The following is an 18,315-nucleotide window of genomic DNA, read 5'->3' on the forward strand; positions in this document are numbered from 1 at the left end:
TTCGCCCCCTTGTGGGCATCCTTTACCATGATTGTTTTCGATCTTCAGGCTAATTGAGCGATATCGGAGCGATCATGAAATTCACCGGAACCGACAGTTACGTCGCCACAGACGATCTGCAGATGGCGGTGGATGCCGCAGTGACCCTGCAGCGTCCACTTTTGATCAAGGGTGAGCCGGGCACGGGTAAAACGCTGCTGGCGGAAGAGGTGGCGAGCAGCCTGGGCCTGAAGCTGATCCAGTGGCATATCAAGTCCACCACCAAGGCCCAGCAGGGCCTCTACGAATACGATGCGGTATCTCGCCTGCGGGACTCCCAGCTGGGGGTGGACCGGGTGCACGATATCGGCAATTACATCAAGAAGGGCAAGCTGTGGGAGGCCTTTGAGGCCGACGAGCGGGTAGTGCTGTTGATCGATGAGATCGACAAGGCAGACATCGAGTTCCCCAACGACCTGCTGGTGGAAATCGACCGTATGCAGTTTTACGTATACGAAACCGGCGAGACCATCACTGCCAAGCAGCGCCCGATTGTGATCATCACGTCGAACAATGAGAAGGAATTGCCGGATGCGTTTTTACGCCGCTGTTTCTTCCATTACATCAGCTTCCCCGACCGTGCGACCATGCAGAAGATCGTGGATGTGCACTATCCGGAGATCAAGCACCAACTGGTGTCGGAGGCGATGGATATTTTCTTCCAGATCCGCGAGGTGCCGGGTCTCAAGAAAAAGCCGTCTACCTCTGAGTTGATCGACTGGCTGAAACTGCTGATGGCAGACGATATTTCCGAAGACGTTCTGAAAAATCGCGATGCGACTTCCGCGATTCCTCCGCTTTATGGCGCCTTGCTTAAGAACGAGCAGGATGTGCATATGTTGGAGCGTCTCGCTTTTATGGCGCGTCGGGAAGGGCGCTAAGCTCTGATTATGTGGCGGCGCCGCTACCGGGTGCACCTTCTCCCCAACTCCTGAATAACGTCGAACCATTAGTATGCTTATTGGGTTTTTCCTCAATCTCCGTCGCTACCAGTTACCGGTGTCTATTACCGAACTGCTATCGCTGCTGGAAGCTCTGCAGCAGCGACTGGTGTACGCCAATCTGGATGACTTTTATTTCCTCGCGCGCACCTGCCTGGTGAAGGACGAAAAGCACTTCGATAAGTTCGACCGCGCTTTCGCTGCTTATTTCAAAGACCTGGAAACCCTCGACGATATCCTTGAACAAATGATCCCTGAGGACTGGCTGCGTGCGGAATTCATGAAGCAGCTGAGCGAGGAAGAAAAGGCAAAAATCGAGTCCATGGGTGGACTTGAGAAAATGCTTGAGGAGTTCAAGAAACGCCTCGAGGAACAGAAGAAAAGACACAGCGGCGGCAACAAGTGGATCGGAACCGGTGGCACCAGCCCGTTCGGCAACAGCGGTTATCACCCCGGTGGTATTCGTGTCGGCGGCCAGAGTCGCAACAAGTCGGCGTCCAAGGTCTGGGAAAAGCGCCAGTTCCGCAACCTGGACGACAGCATCAGCCTCGGCACCCGCAATATTCAGGTTGCCCTGCGCAAACTGCGCAAGTTCGCGCGCACCGGCGCTGCGGAAGAGCTGGACCTGAATGACACCATTCGCTCCACCGCCCGCAACGCCGGCCTGCTGGATATCAAAATGGTGCCCGAGCGCCACAATGCGGTGAAGGTTCTGATCTTCTTCGACGTCGGCGGCTCCATGGATCCCTACGTAAAGCAGTGTGAGGAACTCTTCTCCGCCTGCCGCAGTGAGTTCAAGCACCTGGAATATTTCTATTTTCACAACTTTGTGTACGAGCACGTGTGGAAAGACAACCACCGCCGCTATTCAGAATCCACCCCTCTGGTGGAAGTGTTGCGCACCTACGGCAAAGATTACAAAGTGATTTTCGTCGGCGACGCCGCCATGGCTCCTTATGAGATCACCAGTCGCTTCGGCAGTGTAGAACACATGAACGAAGAGCCTGGCGCGGCCTGGATGCAGCGAGTTACCAATACCTACGAAAAACTTGTTTGGTTAAACCCCACAGCCGAAGAGTACTGGCAGTACACCGCCAGTACGGGAATGACCCAGAAACTGGTGAACGGGCATATGTACCCGATGACGATTGAGGGGCTGGATAGGGCGATTGCCTACCTCGTAAAGGGGCGGTAAAAAGCTATCGGTTCGGAGTGCCGATCTTTAATGCGAAGGCCAAGTGCCGGGTGGAGATTTTCAGGAGCGTCGGCGACAGGGACGTCGCCGACGCAGCGTACAGGGATGTATTCACAGCGGTCCTGAAAATCTCCACCCGGCACTTGGCCGCTACAGATTGTCTTCAGGGCTCTAGAAATCTACTCCCCAAATTTCCGCTGGGGCGCCACATCGTGGTCGGCGGTGATGCCGATTTCTTCCTTGGTGGTGTCTTTCACCACGGTGTGCTCTTCCTCCGCGCCGTGCATCCAGTCCACCAGCTTCTCGCGGATAAAGAACAGAATCAGCCCGGCAAGAATTGCCGCCGCCGCAACGCCACCAAAGGTCGCCAACGGACCCGTTTCGCCCACCAGCTTACCGATCTCTGCCGCACCCTTGTTGGCAACACCGATAAACGCGAACCACAAACCCATCATCACACTCAGGTAACGCAGCGGAGCCAGCTTCGTCACCATCGACAGGCCGATCGGCGACAGACACAACTCACCGATGGTGTGGAAGATATACGCCACCACCAGCCACCAGGGGCTTGCTTTCGCAGTTTCGGAGTCGCCGATCTGCATCGCCGCACCCACCATCGCAAGAAAGCCAAGCCCGAGGAAGATCAGACCAAGACTGAATTTCCCCGGTGACGTCGGCTCGCGCGAGCCTAGGCCCACCCAGATACTTGCCACAATGGGTGCAAGGATGATGATGAACAGCGGGTTGACCATCTGCAGCCAGCTGGCCGGGATCTCGAAGCCGAAAATATGCAGGTCGGTGTTGTACTTGGCGAACAGGTTCATTGACCCCGCCGCCTGCTCAAATCCCGCCCAGAAAATTACCGTAAACAGACCGAGGACCAGAATTACCTTGATGCGGTCGCGCTCCTCCAGGGTCAGCGGGCGTTTTTTCTCATCGCTGCTCAGATTGGGCTTGAGGCCAAGTTTTGCCGACGGCTGGTTGCCGATTTCCCCGAGCATCTTGTCCGCCTGGGTCATCTGCAGGATCAGGCCCAGCAGCATACCGAGACCGGCGACCACAAATGCCAGCTGGTAATCCACCTTCTCGCCGATCCAGCCGATCACCAGATAGCCGAGAATCGAACCCAGGTTGATCCCCATGTAGAAAATCGTAAATGCGGTATCCCGGCGCTTGTCGCCTTCTTCGTAGAGGTCGCCCACCATGGTGGAAATGTTCGGCTTGAAGAAGCCATTGCCGATAATCATCAGCCCTAGCCCCAACCAAAGACCGTAAATCTCGGTGCCATCCGGCAGCCACTTGTGTGGGAAGCCGAGGGCAAACTGCCCCAGCATCATCAGGAAGCCGCCGAACATAATGCAGCGCCGCTGCCCCCACACGTTGTCCGCCATCCAGCCGCCGAGGATCGGCGTCAGGTAGACCAGCATGGCGTAGGTGCCGAGATAGCTGAGTGCCTTGGACTGCAGTTCCGTGTCGGAAAGCGCATCCCACCCAAAGGCAGCAGCGGCCGCGGCCGACGTGAGGTAGAACACGAAGATGCCGCGCATGCCGTAATAGCTGAGGCGCTCCCACATCTCTGTGCCGAATAGCAGGAACAGCCCCTTGGGGTGTCCCATCATCTCGCCGGCAGTGGCGGGGGGCTTTGGCTTGAGGTCTTGCATGGAGACTCCTGAATGGATTCACGCGGCGGGGTTGTAATACGCGCCGATGACCTGAGTATAGGTCAGGCGTACCGGGGGCAAGTTTAGGGACAGACCCCGGTAGTCCCCAGCAGGTATAATCGCCGGTTTGCCGTTTTACCCTGAATAAGCAGTCATATGAGTCGAGAGCCCGCCCAGCCCAATTTGCAGCAATTTGAGCAGTTGCTCCCCCAGTGCATGGGGCGCGACCGCTTCGACCTGCAGCGCACCCTTAAGAACGCCCGCCGGCGGCTGAAAGAGGGTAAGCCTGCGGATCGAATGCTGGCGCAGCTGGAGACCCGGATTGCCGCGTCTGTGGCGCTGGCGGAAGCCCGCAAGCAGAAACTCCCCAAAGTGGAGTGGCCGGAAGGGTTGCCGGTGGTGGCGCGGCGGGAGGAAATTGCCGAGCTGATCGCCGCCAATCAGGTGGTGGTGGTCGCCGGCGAAACTGGCTCGGGTAAAACTACCCAGTTGCCCAAAGTCTGCCTCGAGCTCGGGCGCGGTATCTTCGGTCAGATCGGCCACACCCAGCCGCGGCGGATTGCCGCGCGTACGGTGGCCAATCGAATTGCCGAAGAACTTGGGCAGTCGCTGGGCGACTCTGTTGGCTACCAGGTGCGGTTTACCGACCAGAGCACCGAGCACACCCATATTAAGCTGATGACTGACGGTATCCTGCTGGCGGAAATCCAGCGCGACCCGCTATTAAGTCATTACGACACCCTGATTATCGACGAGGCGCACGAGCGCAGCCTGAATATCGACTTCCTGCTCGGCTACCTTAAAACCCTGCTGCCGAAGCGCCCGGACCTGAAGCTGATCATCACGTCAGCCACCATCGACCTGGAGAAGTTTTCAAAACACTTCGACGATGCGCCAATCATCGAAGTATCCGGCCGTACCTATCCGGTGGATATCCACTACCGCCCACCGGCCGACAGCGATGCCGACCTGAATGAGCAGGTCATCGGTGCCGTGGAAGAGCTGCTGCACGAGGAGAAATCCTCACCGCGGCGCGGTGGCGATATTCTGGTATTTATGAGCGGCGAGCGGGAGATCCGCGAGTGCGCCAAGGCCCTGCGCGATGCGCAGCTGCCGCACCTTGAAGTGTTGCCGCTGTATGCCCGCCTCAGTCTGGCCGAACAGAGCCGCGTGTTTGCGCCGCACAAAGGACGCCGAATCGTACTCGCCACCAACGTGGCGGAGACCTCTATCACCGTGCCCGGTATCCGCTATGTGATCGATCCGGGCACCGCGCGCATCAGCCGCTATAGCTACCGCAGCAAGATTCAGCGCTTGCCGGTGGAAGCCATCTCCCAGGCCAGTGCCAACCAGCGTGCGGGGCGCTGTGGCCGAGTCAGTGCCGGTGTGTGTATCCGCCTGTACGAAGAAAACGATTTTCTGCAGCGCGCGGAATTTACCGATGCGGAAATCCTGCGCACAAACCTTGCTGCGGTCATCCTGCAGATGTTGCAGCTGCGAATTGGCGATATCCGCGATTTCCCGTTTGTGGACCCGCCGGACCAGCGCCTGATCAACGACGGCTATAACCTGTTGCAGGAGCTGAAAGCCGTCGATGGTAAGGGCCAGGTAACCAAGCTTGGTCGCGCCTTGTCGAGATTACCGCTGGACCCGCGTCTTGGCCGCATGCTGATGGAGTCCGGCCCGGCTGGCAGCCTGCGCGAATTGTTGATCATCGTCAGTGCCCTTGCCGTGCAGGACCCGCGCGAGCGACCTGCCGAAAAACGCCAGGCGTCCGATGAAAAGCACAAACAGTGGCAGCACGAACAGTCGGACTTTATGAGTCTGGTCAATCTGTGGGATGGCTATGAGGCCCAGCGCCAGGAGCTGAGCCAGAACCAGCTGCGCAAGTGGTGTCAGAAAAACTTCCTATCGTGGCTGCGTTTACGCGAGTGGAGGGATATTCATCACCAGCTGCGTCTCGCGATCCGCGACCTTGACCTGAAAATGAACAAGGAGCCCGCGGACTACGCCAATGTGCACATGGCGATTCTGCCTGGGTTGCTGGACAATATTGGCGTGCGTGACGAGAACAAAGAGTTTCTCGGCTGTCGCAACCGCCGTTTCCATATTTTCCCCGGCTCCGGTCAGTACAAGAAGCCGCCACACTGGGTGGTGGCGGCACAGCTGCTGGAGACCAGCCGCTTGTTTGCGCATACCGTGGGCAAGATTGAGCCCGACTGGGTGCTGGGGTGTGCTGAACACCTGGTAAAGCGCAATTATTTCGAACCCCATTACAATCCTCGCTCCGGCGCAGTGATGGCATTTGAAAAGGTCACCCTGTATGGACTGGTGCTGGTGGACAAGCAGCGCATTCACTTCAGCAAGCTGGATCCGGTTGTCGCGCGTGAAGTATTTATTCGCGAGGCCTTGGTGGAGCAGCGCTACCGCGGCAAGGGCAAGTTTTTCCGGCACTACAAAGCATTGCTCGAGGAGCTGGAAGATCTCGAAGCCAAGTCCCGCCGGCGCGACATCGTCGTGGACGACGAGGTGGTGTACCGCTTCTTCGATGAGCGGATACCCGCCGAAGTGGTTAACCTGGCCGGCTTTGAAAAGTGGCGCAAGCAGGCGGAACAAAAGGATCGGGAGCTGCTGTTCCTGCCCCGTGACCTGATGATGCAGCAGGATGCCGCCCACGTGGGTGAAGCGCAGTTCCCGGACTCCCTTACCAGCGGTGGAATCGAGTATCCACTCAGCTACCACTTTGAGCCCGGCAGCATCGACGACGGTGTGAGCATCCAGGTTCCGGTCGGTGCCCTGCATCAGGTGCCGGCGGCACGTTTGCAGTGGGTGGTGCCCGGCATATTGCGGGATAAATGTATTGCCCTGGTTAAAAACCTGCCCAAGCAGTACCGCAAATATTTTGTGCCAGTACCCGCCGCCGTGGACAAGGCATTGCCGCGCATGCAGCCCGGGGATACGCCGCTTTGGCAGGCGCTGGCCCATGAGCTCAAGCGTCAGACCGCACAGCAGTTGCCGGATGAGGCGTGGCTGCAGGCAGAGCAGGGGGTAGAGGATTTCTACCGCTTCAATATCCAGGTACTGGACGAGAAAGGCCAGTTGCTGGATCAGGATCGGGACCTGGACATCCTGCAGGCCCGCTATCGCGACCGCGTACAGCAGGAGCTGGCCAGCGCCGGTGACGATTTCGAACGCGCGGGCATCACCGAGTGGGATTTCGGCGATCTGCCAGCAACCTACCAGTTGGATCAGGGTGGCCTGAAGGTGCGCGCATATCCCGCACTGATTGCCAACAAAGACAGTGTCGACCTGAAACTGTTGGACAACCCCGAGGAAGCCAGCCGCTACACCCGCGCCGGTATCTGCCGCCTTGCCATTCTGCACCTGCCGGAGCCGGTAAAGTACCTGCGTAAGGAATTGCTCAAAGGGAAGGAGCTTGGGCTGAGTGCCGCGGACTTGGGGCGCAGGGAGGACGTTGCGGACGATATCCTGATGGCTGCGGTGCGCGAATGTTTCTGGGCGGATGAAAACTGGCCGCGCACTCAGGCGGAATTTCTCGCCGCTCTGGAACAGCGGGAAAAGCTGGTAGGCACCGCACAGGAGATCGGCGACCTGTTGGTAAAGGCTCTCGCACAGCTGGTGCCCCTGCGCAAACAGATCAAGCAGCAGAAAAATCTCGCTGTGGCCATGGCGGTGGGGGATATCAATCGCCAGCTTGGTGGTCTCTTCTACCGCGGGGTGCTATTCCACACGCCGCTTGAGATGTTGCGGCAGTACGGGCGCTATCTAAAAGGCATCGAGGTTCGTCTGGAAAAAGCGGCGCTGGATCCCAACCGCGATCGCCGCCTCACATCTGAATTCCAGGAAGCGGAAGAGCCATACCAGGCGCTCGCCAGCAAGACCGATCTGCTGCTGATGGCCGGGGACCCCGCGCTGGTGGAATACCGCTGGATGCTGGAGGAGTTCCGCATTTCCCTGTTCGCGCAAACACTGAAAACCCAGATGCCCGTCTCTATCAAGCGTCTGCGCAAATTTTGGACTGAGTTAGGTTACTGATGTTGCAGACGACTGGGAGGCAAGCGGTCATGACAGCGCTGGTCAGTCATCCTGTAACTCGGCTCCTTCGTATAATTCCTCGTACACTCTCTCGTACACAGAATTCTTATGTCAGTTTTGACTGTAAGAAAGTGCGGGCAGCTGCGACAGATAGGTAGTCGCAGCTGATATGCCCTTTGCGGACCTGAATCACAGTTCATAAAGAACGGTTGAACCTGAATTATGAACCACTGGTCTTACAATAAGGGCAATGCAATCCCGGGGGACTATAATCCGGGAGCGGCGTTTTCCGCGCCCTGAGCGTATCGTGATGTGGATTCAATTGACCTGACTTACAGAAAGGTGATGTGAACAGCCTCACAACCCTGAAATTCAGAACTTTCAACAGGAGATCGATCATGAACAAGAAGAACCTGCCGATCGCGGCCGCCGTTAGTGCTGCCTTTATTGCTTCCGCTGCCGTGAGCACCGCCGCGACCGCCAACCCTTTCACTGCGACCGAACTGACTGCCGGCTACAACCTGAAAATGGCCGATGACGGCAAGAAAAAAGAAGGTAAGTGTGGCGAAGGTAAGTGCGGCGAAGAAGGCAAGAAGAAAGAAGGCAAGTGCGGCGAAGGTAAATGCGGCGAAGAAGGTAAGAAGAAAGAAGGTAAGTGCGGCGAAGGCAAATGTGGTGAAGGTAAAAAGAAAGAAGGCAAGTGTGGTGAGGGTAAGTGCGGCGGTTGATCGCCGGTTGCCAGTAATCACCTTGTGATCATCAAGTGATTGCCTTCGATAGCCCGGCCTCGCGCCGGGCTTCACACATGAGGAACTGGGACAATGCGTGAATCACACCAATATCCGGTGCAGGGCGCCGGCCTGGGCCTGCGGCGCTCCATGATGGGTGAATTACTCTCGCCCGAGCAGGTGGATTTTCTCGAAGTCGCCCCGGAAAACTGGATTGGTGTTGGCGGGCGCTACGGTCGCTGGTTTCGCGAGTTCACCGAGCGTTTCCCATTTGTCATACATGGCCTCTCGTTGTCGATTGGTGCCCCCGATCCGCTGGACGAAGACCTTGTACGTGCCATCAAGCAGTTTATGCGCGAGCACGATATCCGCTGTTACAGCGAACACCTGAGTTACTGCTCCGAGCACGGGCATCTTTATGACCTGCTCCCGATCCCCTTTACCGAAGAAGCGGTGCACTATGTAGCCGGTCGTATCCGGCGGGTGCAGGACATTCTCGAGCAGCGCATCGCCATGGAGAATGTCTCCTACTATGCCGCCCCCGGGCAGGAAATGTCCGAGCTTGAATTTCTGAACGCGGTCTTGCAGGAGGCGGATTGCGATCTGCTGCTGGACGTCAACAACATCTATGTCAATGCCATCAATCACCGCTATGACGCCGAGTCCTTTTTGCTGGGGCTGCCGGCAGAGCGCATTCGCTACGCCCATGTGGCAGGACACTTTGATGAAGCGGAAGACCTGAAAGTGGATACCCACGGGGCACCGGTTATCGACCCGGTTTGGCAGCTGCTGCAGCGCGCCTATGAGGTATTTGGCCCAATTCCCACACTGCTGGAGCGGGATTTCAATATTCCCCCGCTGCCGGAGCTATGTGAGGAGGTGCAGCGTATCCGCGAATTCCAGGCAAGCGCAGTGAAGGCTTTGGAAACTGGAAACGGTGACAAGCGCGATGCACCGGAGGTGGCGTATGGCCGCTGAGAAAACCTCTGAGAGAGTTAATGAAATAGCCGCGGGAAAAAGTGTGAGTTTCCAGTCCGTGCAGGGCGATTTTGCCGCACATCTGCGAGCGCCGGAATCCGTGGCCGCACCGGCGGAGATTGAAGATCGCCGTATGGGGATCTACCGAGACCTGATTTACAACAACATTGAGTCGTTTATCTCTAGCGGCTTTCCAGTGTTGCGCAGTATCTATGACGATGAGCGCTGGCACGCCATGGTGCGGGACTTTGTTCAGCGGCATCAGTCCCACAGCCCGTATTTTCTGCAGATCAGTGAAGAGTTTTTACAGTATTTGCAGTCTGAACGAGCGGATAGTGCGGGTAGTGAGCTGGACCCGCCCTTTCTGCTGGAGCTTGCGCACTACGAGTGGGTAGAGCTGGCGCTGGATGTGAGTGAAGCGGAGTTCCCCGCAGACCTGGCTCGTGACTATACCGATGAGCAGGTGTTGAATTGGGCGCCGGTCGCCTCGCCGCTGGCATGGAATTTAAATTATCAGTTTCCGGTGCATCATATAGGCCCGGCTTTCCAGCCGGTCGAGGCACCGCAAACACCTTCATTTTTGGTTGTGTATCGAAACCGCGCTGACAAGGTCGCGTTCCTTGAGGCCAATGCCGTCACCTCGCACCTGCTGTCGCTGATACAATCCCACGCTGGCTCAGGGGAGGCGGATGCGGTAAGCCAGCTTCCCAGTGGTAGGGAAGTGCTGCAAACCCTTGCCAGGGATATCCAGCATCCACAGCCGGAACAGCTTATCGAATTCGGTACTGACATCCTGAAAAGGCTGCATAGCCTGGATATAATCGCCGGCTTCCGGCCCACAGCCTAAATCATCCAAAGCTGCCAGCTGTCTTGTCCAAAACGGCCAGCTGCTATGCTGGCTAAGCGGCCAGTGGTAATATCTCGAAAACGGAAAAACAGATTCTGGTTTGAACAATCGATTATTTCTCGCGAGGAGCAGGGAATTGCTTGAGCGTACACACTTCACTGCCTGGGTACTGACCGCCTTATTGTCAGCCCCTCTGGCGTTGGCGCAGGATGCGTCAGATCCATTTGCGGAACTTCCCGACGAGGTGCCCGCAACGACTTCTTCACAGCCTGCTGAATCTTCACAGCCTGCGGCCACCAGCGATGCCGAAGGCGCCGCGTCCAATGCTGAAGGTGGCGATGATTCTGGCGCCAGCGAAGACGACTTTGGCTCCGAACTCGAAGACGACTTTGGCTCCGAACTCGAAGGCGACTTTGGTTCTGCACTCGAAGACGAGTATGGCTTCGACCCGGCCGACGAGTTTTCCAGTGCGGAAGAGCCGGAAGATCGCGATCCCTGGGAGGGGTTCAATCGCGCTATGTTCCGCTTCAATGACACGGCGGATCGCTGGTTTCTGAAGCCCGCGGCGGTGAGCTACCGTCAGGTGACGCCGATTTTCATGCAAACCGGTGTTTCCAACTTTTTTTCCAACCTGCGCGAAATCAACAATGTCCTGAATAGCGTCCTGCAGTGGAAGTGGGGGCAGGCGAGCAACGATACCGGTCGCTTTCTGGTGAACAGCACGGTTGGGCTGGTAGGGTTGTTTGATGTGGCTCAGCACATGGGGCTGGAGCGCAGCGACGGCGAGGACTTCGGCCAGACTCTGGCGGTGTGGGGCGTGTCTTCCGGCCCCTACGTTGTGGTGCCTTTCTGGGGGCCTTCCACAGTGCGGGATGCGCCCGCCGTCGTGGTGGACTGGTATACCAATCCGTTGAGCTACGTGGACGATAGCGCCGTTGAAAACACGCTGAAAGCCCTCGACCTGATTCAAACCCGCGCGAGCCTGTTAAAGGCGGAATCTCTGTTGCAGGGAGATCGCTATGTACTGATGCGCGACGCCTATCTGCAGCGGCGGGAATTCCTGATCAATGACGGCGAGCAGGAAGACGATTTCGGCGGCGACCTGGATGAATACGACTTCTGACTGCGAGCGTAATACTCTTCTTCTGATCGATGCCGAGTCCCCAGCCTGCGGGCTGGTACAGGGCGCCCTCGAGCGGCTCGGCTATACCGTCACCGTGCTGGACAACGGTGTCCAGGCTGTCGGCAAGTTCACACCGGAAAAATATCAGCTGGTTATTACTGACCTGCATCTTCCGGATATGGGTGGGCTGGAAGTCCTGCGTAAGGTAAAGCATCTCTCACCGGACACCCCGGTCGTGGTGTTGGCCTCAAACAGCGAGGTAGACGACGTGGTGCAGGCACTGCGTCTGGGGGCGAGTGATTACCTGCTTAAGCCCATCGCCGACGAGAGTGTAATCGACCACGCGGTAACGCGGATCATGGAAGCGCGGGATCTCGCCGCAGAGAACCGCAAATACCGCGAACAACTGGAGGCGCGCAACCGCGAGCTGAAGGAACACGTCGATCTGTTACAGCGAGACCACCAGGCTGGTCGCCAACTGCAGCAGCACCTGTTGCCCCGTACTCCCTACGAATATCCGGCCGGGATACAGGCGGCCTATCGCTTGCAGCCTTCCCTGTACTTGAGTGGCGATTTTATCGACTACGGCCTGTTTGGTGAGCGCTTCGTCGCGTTTTACCTGGTGGATGTGTCAGGTCACGGCGTGTCCTCTGCGCTGGTAACTGCGCTGATCAAGCACAGCATCATGCACCTGCTGCGTGAGCGGCCGTTGTTCAGCCAGTTGAACAGTCTGGACCAGGATCTCACCGAAATTCTGGAAATGATCAACCGCGAGTTGCTAGCCACTCGGCTAGACAAACATGCCAGCATGTTTGTGGGCGTGGTGGACAGCCGCGCTCGCCAATTGCACTACGCGGTGGCCGGGCAGGTGCCCATGCCGGCACTGGTCACCAGTGGTGGTGCCGAGTGGCTCAGTGGAAAAGGGCGCCCATTGGGGCTGTTCGAACACGGCGGCTGGGAAGTGCGCCACTGCAGCCTGCCGGCGAGTTGGCGCCTGGTGGCCTGTTCCGATGGTGTTCTGGAGCTGTTGCCCGGCGACCTGTTGCAGAAAGAGGACCTCCTGCTGCAGAAGATCGACCGCAGCCGCGGTGACCTCGATAGCCTGTGTGCGGCGCTCAAGGTCGACACTGCGGAATCCTTCCCCGACGACATTACCATTCTCACCTTGCGCCAGGACGAGCAAAAAAGCTGAATCCGGCCCGTTTTTTGCTGCAATATTTTTGCTGTCGGCCAGCGAGGTGGCCTCCGACGCCATTCATGCGATATTCATTATTAGTATCGGAAACTGCCCCCGTGAACCGACATTTCTGATGTGGACGGATGGCCCGGAAACATAAAACACCGGACTTTCCGGTCACACCTGTTAACTGGTTCACACTGGTCTTGTCAGTGCCGTTGGGCAGGAGTAAGCTCCGCCCAATTCTTGCTCTATCGCCTGAATCATTGGTTCAGTGTCTTTTGGGCTAGGCTTGCACAAGGAACTGTGCCGCGGCCACAAGCCGCAAATCATCCATCTCGCCCCTGGCTCGGGACAAGAGCAGGGAGCGCTTGAGGTTACTATGCAGTCCGGGCAGATAATGGTTGGCGACCACCAGGGCATCTATGTGGTGAAACTGGTGGGCGATGTGCGCCTCAACTTGTGTACATCTTTCGATAGCTTTATCGACAAGATGTTTTCCCACAGCGAATTCCGCGGTGTGGTCTTCGACATGCACGAGACCCAGGGCGTGGACAGCACAACGCTGGGGCTGATGGCGAAAATCGCGTTCCGCAGTGCCGAGTGCAACGGTGGCAAGCCCCTGGTTCTGTGTGAGGACCGCGGTCTTCTGCACCTGTTGGACTCCATGGGATTCGAAGAGCTGATGGATATTTCCAACGATGCGGATAACGACGCCTACCAGGCGGAGCCTGCGCCGCTCACCTGCCATACCCCGGATGAGCACACTGCACGAGAGATGGTGCTGGAAGCGCATCGTGTGTTGATGAGCATGAATGAGCAGAATGAAGCCACTTTCCGCGATCTGGTACATGCGCTGGAAAGTGAACAGAGCGTTCAGGGCTCCGTCCATGAAACCGCTCATCAACCCAAGTCAGCGGCCAATCACTGACATCTTCCGCTAGGTCATCTCTCTGTGAGACGGATCCCTGTTACGGGGTTAGGTCGCCGTCCCTGGCCTCGGCACGCGCCCGGGTAAACAACCCGTGGGGCAGGTAGATCAGCTCCGCCACGCGCCGGATCAGGTGCTCCTCAAACGCATCGATTTCCCCATCCGCAAAGGCCACCACCCACATCTGTCTTATCAGCAGGTACTTGTCCCGTTCGCTGAAGTTTTCGTTCACTGTCTGGGTAAACTCATACAGTGAGGTTGCCTCATGGCGGTCGGTCAGCGCCTGTTCCACCATGTTACTGGCGGTTTCTTCGTCGAGCTGGTAGTGCTCACGGAGCAAACGCACCAGCGCGGTGCGCTCGCGATCGTCCACTTTCTGGTCGGCGGTGGCAATTTCCGCCATTAGTGCGGCGCTGATCATGCGCACGTCTTTTTCCGTGCGCACTTCCACGCTTTCCCCGCGGCCGATCTGGTCGAACAATTTGCGAATCTGTTGCAGCATGCTGGGGCTCCTTGTTCCGGTGGTGTTAGCGCGACTGCTGCAGTAACTCCTCGAGTTTCACCTGGTCCGCGACAAAGTTGCGGATGCCTTCCGCCAGTTTTTCCGTGGCCATGGCGTCGGCATTCAGCTGGTAGCGGAATGCGGGCTCTTGCATGGCGCTGGTGGGGCGAGGCTGGCTGGCAATGTCGCTTTGCAGGCCATCGGCGAGGGTGCCGTTGTCGTCCTGCAACTCCTGGAGAAGCTGCGGGCTGATGGTGAGCTTGTCGCAGCCGGCCAGCGCCTCGATTTCTCCGGTATTGCGGAAGCTGGCACCCATGACGATGGTGGGGTACTCGCGGGATTTGTAGTACTCGTAAATACTGGCAACCGAGAGCACGCCGGGGTCGTCTTCCGCAGTGTAGTCATCACGCCCGGTGCTGGCCTTGTACCAGTCGAGAATACGGCCCACAAACGGGGAAATGAGGGTGACACCGGCTTCCGCACAGGCAACCGCCTGGCACTGGCTGAACAGCAGCGTCAGGTTGCAGTGGATACCCTCGCGTTCCAGCACCGAGGCTGCGCTGATGCCCTCCCAGGTGGATGCGAGCTTGATCAAAACCCGCTCGCGCTCCACACCAGCCTGCTGGTACATGGCGATAAGCTGACGTGCGTATTCGATGCTCGCGGCGGTATCGAACGACAGGCGTGCGTCTACCTCGGTGGATACCACTCCGGGCACAATCTGCAGAATTTCGTAACCAATGGCGACTGCCAGTTTCATCGAGGCGAGGGCGATGACATCGCCGCCTTTCTGCTCGGCCCAGGTGAGGGAGTCTTTCAGGTGTTGCGCGTACTGGGGAAGTTGCGCCGCCTTATACAGCAGCGACGGGTTGGTGGTGGCATCCTGCGGGTGATAGCGGCGAATGGCTTCAATATCGCCCGTATCCGCCACCACCAGACTGCGTTGTTTGAGTTGGTCCAGTTTGTTCATCTTCCCCATGTCCTTATCGTTAAAAGCTCAGAATTCTTGCAAAAACGCTATGGCGGCGCCTTATATTGTGTTTTACGCGGCGTCTGTCACCAGCGCCAGCGCCTGCTCCAGTACCTCTGGCCCGGCGCCTGCGGTATGTGCGTGCTCACTCAGGTGGCGGCGGAAGCGTCGAGCCCCGGGCACCCCCTGGAACAGCCCCATCATATGTCGCGTAATATGATTCAACCTCTGCCCGCGGGACATTTCCCGCTCGATATAGGGCAGCATGTTGTGAATGACTTGCGCCGGAGTCGGCCCGGGCTCACCATCGAACAGCGCCGCGTCCACACCCGCGAGCAGCGTTGGCGTTTGATACGCCGCCCGTCCGAGCATAACACCATCTAATAACTGGAGATGCTCGCGGCACTCATCCAGTGTATTGATGCCGCCGTTGAGGACAATTTCGAGCTGGGGAAAGTCCCGCTTCAGCTGGTACACCATGTCGTACTTGAGTGGTGGTACCTCGCGGTTTTCTTTCGGGCTCAGTCCGTTCAGCCAGGCTTTGCGTGCGTGCACGATAAAGGTGGTGATACCGGCATTCGCCTGCGCCTCGACAAACCGCGTGAGACCCGGGTAGTCCTCCATATCGTCAATGCCGATCCGGTGTTTCACCGTTACGGGTATGGACACCGCGCTTTTCATTGCACCCAGGCACTCCGCCACCAGATCCGGCTCCGCCATCAGGCAGGCGCCGAAGCGGCCTTTTTTCACCCGGTCACTGGGGCAGCCACAATTCAGGTTGATCTCGCTGTAACCCCATTGCTCGGCAATCTCTGCGCAGCGCGCCAGGTCGTCCGGATCGCTGCCGCCCAACTGCAGTGCCACCGGCTGCTCCTCCACATTGAAATTCAGGTGGCTGTCTTTGTCGCCAAACAGGATGGCGCCGGTAGTGACCATTTCTGTGTATAGCAGTGCGTGCTTGCTGAACTGGCGCCAAAAATAGCGGCAGTGCCGGTCGCTCCAATCCATCAGCGGGGCGGTGCAAAAGCGGTGAGATACAGCCGTGGCGGTTCCTGCGGTACTGGGCATTGGTGCGGGCGAGGTGTGGGGAGACTGGGACATAAACAGCGATCAGGCGATAAAACTGCGCGCAGTATAACAAGATAACGTGCGCATTCCGGTCTCATGCCTTTAATGGGAGGCGGACGCAAAGGGCGCCGGCGCTGTTAATCGTAGGGTGTCAGAGATTGCGCTCCTTCGCGTGCTCGGGTGAATTGGCTGCTTGCTCAGTGTGGGCCGGCGACCAGTCTTCCTCGATATTGAGTAGCGGGCGCAGTTTTTTCACCACACTGCGCGCCGTGGCCCGGTAACTGGTCAGTTTGCCGCCGGCGACCGCCACAATGCGCGGGCGCTTGGGGTTGTCGCAGCAGATCATGGTCTCGCGGCTGCGGGAGAAGGGATTGCTAGTGGATTGGGGCAATACCCGCAGTCCGGCCCAGGCGTCACTCAGCTCGCTTAGCTGTAGCGGGCGGGTCTCGGGGAAGTACTGCTTGAGGGTTCGCAGCAGGTAGGCCTTCTCTTCCAGTGTCGGTGCTACTTCGGACGGGTCACCGTGGTAGGGCCGCTCGGTGGTGCCTATTAGTGTTTCCCCCTGCCAGGGCATCACGAATACAGCGCGGCCGTCTTCCGCCTCGACGTAAAAGATCTTGTTGGCGAGCTTCAGCGGGACCTGAATATGCGTGCCGGCTACGAGTTCCAGTGGCGGCAATTTGGCTCTGGGGGTGCACTTGCTGTTGGTCTCTTCAATCCAGGGGCCAGAGCAGTTCACCAGCGCGCGGCAATGCAGGGTATTGAGTTTGCCCTCGTGAAAGTAGTCCACACGCACGAACTTGTCGGTGACTTCCGCCCCCACAAGGCTCGCCGGGCAGAACAGTTCGGCGCCGTCGCGGGTAGCGGTCTGGATTACCTCGCGGGTGAGTGCGGCGTCATCGGTCTGCGCATCGTAATAGCGGTACACCGCCAGCAGGTCGTCGCTATTGAGTCCGCACAGCGCATCGTAATCGTGAAGGTTTATTGTGCGGAATCGCGCTTTGGAAGAAAAAAGACCGGCAAGCAGGGCATACAGGCTGAGGCCCAGGCGTATTTTCCAGCTGGGGCGGCGGCTGTGTCGGTAGACCGGGATCAGGAAGGGCACCATATGCACCAGATCCGGCTTGTTTGCCAGCAACCAGCGGCGCTCCTTCAGGCATTCGTACACTAACGAGAACTGTCCGCTCTCCAGGTAGCGCAGCCCGCCGTGAATCAGTTTTGAGGAGCGGGAAGAGGTGCCGTGAGCCACCGACTCCTGCTCGAGAATAGCGACGCGGTAGCCCGCTGCGGTCAGGGCCTCCGCAACCCCTGCGCCCTGGATACCGGCCCCTACCACCAGGACATCATATTCCGTAGACATTGCTGGCCTCCCGGCAGCGCATCAGCAGCGGCAGATTTCCTGTCAGGATATGGTGTGCACCACGATGGTGCCATTGCACCGCGCCCTGTGCAGTGTTGATCTCATGCACCACCCACTGCCACGGACCGGGCGGCAGCTCTTGGCAGTCCACGCTGGCGTGGTCGATAAATAGAAAATCTGGCGCCAGAGTAACGACTTCGGCAGAAAGACAGCTGGCAACACTGGGCATGCGCAGGGCGACCAGGTCGAACCCCAGGTTACGTGCCAGGCGCAGGCTGCGCAGGTCGGAAGTGAGGACGACAAAAGCATCGGTACAGCCGGAAATCTCGTCCCGCAAGCGCCGTATGGCGGCTTCTGCACCAATATGTGACAGGGTTTCCGGGTTCAGCTCCACGAACCACTCCAGATGCCGGTGGCGACCGGCCCAGTCCACCAGCTGCTGGAAACTGCTGAGCGGCAGCGCCTTGAGGTCCCGGTCTTTCAGCAGGTGCAACGGGGTGGAAACGCCCAGTTGGGCGAAGTCCATTCCCTCTCCAGCGCAGCACCAGGGCGTACCTTCTTTGCTGAACTGCACTTCGGTGGTAATGGCGCAGGCGCCAAGGCCGTGGGCGGCCTCAAACGCGGCGAGGGTGTTTTCCGGGTGGTGAATTTTGTCGCCTAAATGCGCAATCAACATCGAAGTGCGTTCCTGCCGGGCCTGGCCTTATTGTGTGGGTAGGGGGGAGGAGTACAGCGAGAT

The 18,315-nt window shown here is 58.2% G+C and carries 15 protein-coding genes; 9 read left to right on the top strand and 6 right to left on the bottom strand.

Translation table 11 applies throughout. The features are described from left to right. The first annotated feature begins 74 nt into the window (after positions 1-74). Positions 75-920, top strand: a complete 846-nt coding sequence (locus tag LC059_RS01585; RefSeq protein WP_226702078.1) for an AAA family ATPase — start codon at positions 75-77, stop codon at positions 918-920. 73 nt (positions 921-993) lie between these two features. Beyond that, positions 994-2,175 carry a vWA domain-containing protein gene (locus LC059_RS01590; RefSeq protein WP_226702079.1) on the top strand — a complete coding sequence of 394 codons (1,182 nt, stop codon included), beginning with the start codon at positions 994-996 and terminating at the stop codon, positions 2,173-2,175. 179 nt (positions 2,176-2,354) lie between these two features. On the opposite strand, the gene LC059_RS01595 is transcribed toward LC059_RS01590, so the two are convergent. Further along, positions 2,355-3,836: a peptide MFS transporter gene (locus LC059_RS01595; protein WP_226702080.1), complete on the bottom strand. Its 1,482-nt coding sequence runs from the start codon at positions 3,834-3,836 to the stop codon at positions 2,355-2,357. 156 nt (positions 3,837-3,992) lie between these two features. Between LC059_RS01595 and hrpA the strand changes: the two genes are divergently transcribed. The 7 genes from hrpA (at position 3,993) to LC059_RS01630 (ending at position 13,676) form a co-directional block, all read left to right on the top strand. Then, complete coding sequence (hrpA, locus tag LC059_RS01600; protein WP_226702081.1) at positions 3,993-7,892, top strand: ATP-dependent RNA helicase HrpA; 3,900 nt, start codon at positions 3,993-3,995, stop codon at positions 7,890-7,892. Positions 7,893-8,290: 398 nt separating this feature from the next. Further along, entirely contained in the window at positions 8,291-8,620 is a 330-nt protein-coding gene (locus LC059_RS01605; protein WP_226702082.1) for a hypothetical protein, read from the top strand. A gap of 93 nt (positions 8,621-8,713) precedes the next feature. Then, positions 8,714-9,598 carry a DUF692 domain-containing protein gene (locus tag LC059_RS01610; protein ID WP_226702083.1) on the top strand — a complete coding sequence of 295 codons (885 nt, stop codon included), beginning with the start codon at positions 8,714-8,716 and terminating at the stop codon, positions 9,596-9,598. A gap of 43 nt (positions 9,599-9,641) precedes the next feature. Further along, a complete protein-coding gene (locus LC059_RS01615) occupies positions 9,642-10,445 on the top strand; it encodes a DUF2063 domain-containing protein (RefSeq protein ID WP_226702084.1) in 804 nt (267 codons plus the stop codon). Positions 10,446-10,581: 136 nt separating this feature from the next. Beyond that, the gene (locus LC059_RS01620; RefSeq protein ID WP_226702085.1) at positions 10,582-11,568 is read left to right on the top strand and encodes a VacJ family lipoprotein; all 987 of its coding nucleotides are present in this window, start codon (positions 10,582-10,584) and stop codon (positions 11,566-11,568) included. After that, positions 11,552-12,760 (top strand): PP2C family protein-serine/threonine phosphatase, encoded by a 1,209-nt coding sequence (locus LC059_RS01625; RefSeq protein WP_226702086.1) that lies wholly within the window; start codon positions 11,552-11,554, stop codon positions 12,758-12,760. The genes LC059_RS01620 and LC059_RS01625 overlap by 17 nt, the downstream gene beginning before the upstream one ends. Positions 12,761-13,127: 367 nt before the next feature. Further along, complete coding sequence (locus LC059_RS01630; protein WP_226702087.1) at positions 13,128-13,676, top strand: STAS domain-containing protein; 549 nt, start codon at positions 13,128-13,130, stop codon at positions 13,674-13,676. 40 nt (positions 13,677-13,716) lie between these two features. On the opposite strand, the gene LC059_RS01635 is transcribed toward LC059_RS01630, so the two are convergent. From LC059_RS01635 to LC059_RS01655, 5 genes are all read right to left on the bottom strand, one after another. Next, positions 13,717-14,178 (bottom strand): TerB family tellurite resistance protein, encoded by a 462-nt coding sequence (locus LC059_RS01635; protein WP_226702088.1) that lies wholly within the window; start codon positions 14,176-14,178, stop codon positions 13,717-13,719. A gap of 25 nt (positions 14,179-14,203) precedes the next feature. Further along, positions 14,204-15,148: a transaldolase gene (tal, locus tag LC059_RS01640; protein ID WP_226702089.1), complete on the bottom strand. Its 945-nt coding sequence runs from the start codon at positions 15,146-15,148 to the stop codon at positions 14,204-14,206. Between the two features lie 72 nt (positions 15,149-15,220). Next, positions 15,221-16,216 (bottom strand): tRNA dihydrouridine(20/20a) synthase DusA, encoded by a 996-nt coding sequence (gene dusA, locus LC059_RS01645; RefSeq protein ID WP_226703165.1) that lies wholly within the window; start codon positions 16,214-16,216, stop codon positions 15,221-15,223. Between the two features lie 151 nt (positions 16,217-16,367). Next, the gene (locus LC059_RS01650) at positions 16,368-17,576 is read right to left on the bottom strand and encodes a glycerol-3-phosphate dehydrogenase/oxidase (RefSeq protein WP_226702090.1); all 1,209 of its coding nucleotides are present in this window, start codon (positions 17,574-17,576) and stop codon (positions 16,368-16,370) included. Then, positions 17,560-18,252, bottom strand: a complete 693-nt coding sequence (locus LC059_RS01655; protein ID WP_226702091.1) for a glycerophosphodiester phosphodiesterase family protein — start codon at positions 18,250-18,252, stop codon at positions 17,560-17,562. The genes LC059_RS01650 and LC059_RS01655 overlap by 17 nt, the downstream gene beginning before the upstream one ends. Between the last annotated feature and the right edge of the window lie 63 nt (positions 18,253-18,315).

This window comes from Microbulbifer elongatus (assembly GCF_020524885.1).
GTDB lineage: Bacteria > Pseudomonadota > Gammaproteobacteria > Pseudomonadales > Cellvibrionaceae > Microbulbifer > Microbulbifer elongatus_A.